This is a genomic window from Polaromonas sp. P1_G2 (genome assembly GCF_056405515.1).
Genome location: NZ_JBFUBY010001355.1, coordinates 1 through 417, shown reverse-complemented (window position 1 = coordinate 417; position 417 = coordinate 1). Strand labels below are relative to the sequence as shown.

Below are 417 nucleotides of genomic sequence, written 5' to 3'. Positions count from 1 at the left end.
GTGTTCGGCTGCTGACCGGTAATCTCAACCATCCGGGCGGTGCGATTGGATACCGTGTCGAATGGCAAGGGCGTTCGGTGGCGCTGATCACCGATACCGAGCACCAGCCTGGCATTCTCGATCCCAACGTGCTGTCGCTGATCGAGGGCGTCGATCTCTTCCTCTACGACACCACCTATACGGACGACGAGATGCCCTACAAGATCGGCTATGGTCATTCCTCCTGGCAGCACGCTATTCGGTTGGCGCGGGCGGCCGAGGCGGCGCATGTCGCCTTCATCCATCATTCGCCGCTGCGTACCGATGCCGAGATAGAGGCGATCGATCGCCTCGCCGTCAACCAGTTTCCCAACGCCTTTTCGGCACGCGAAGGCCAGGTCTTCGACGTCGATGGCCTGACGCTACGCGAGCATATCC

General features: G+C 60.9%; 1 protein-coding gene. It reads left to right on the top strand.

Annotation, left to right across the window (positions count from 1 at the left end; all coding sequences use genetic code 11):
- A partial coding sequence (locus AC1D0P_RS30535) for an MBL fold metallo-hydrolase (protein ID WP_477680154.1) occupies positions 1-417 on the top strand: 417 nt, incomplete at both ends.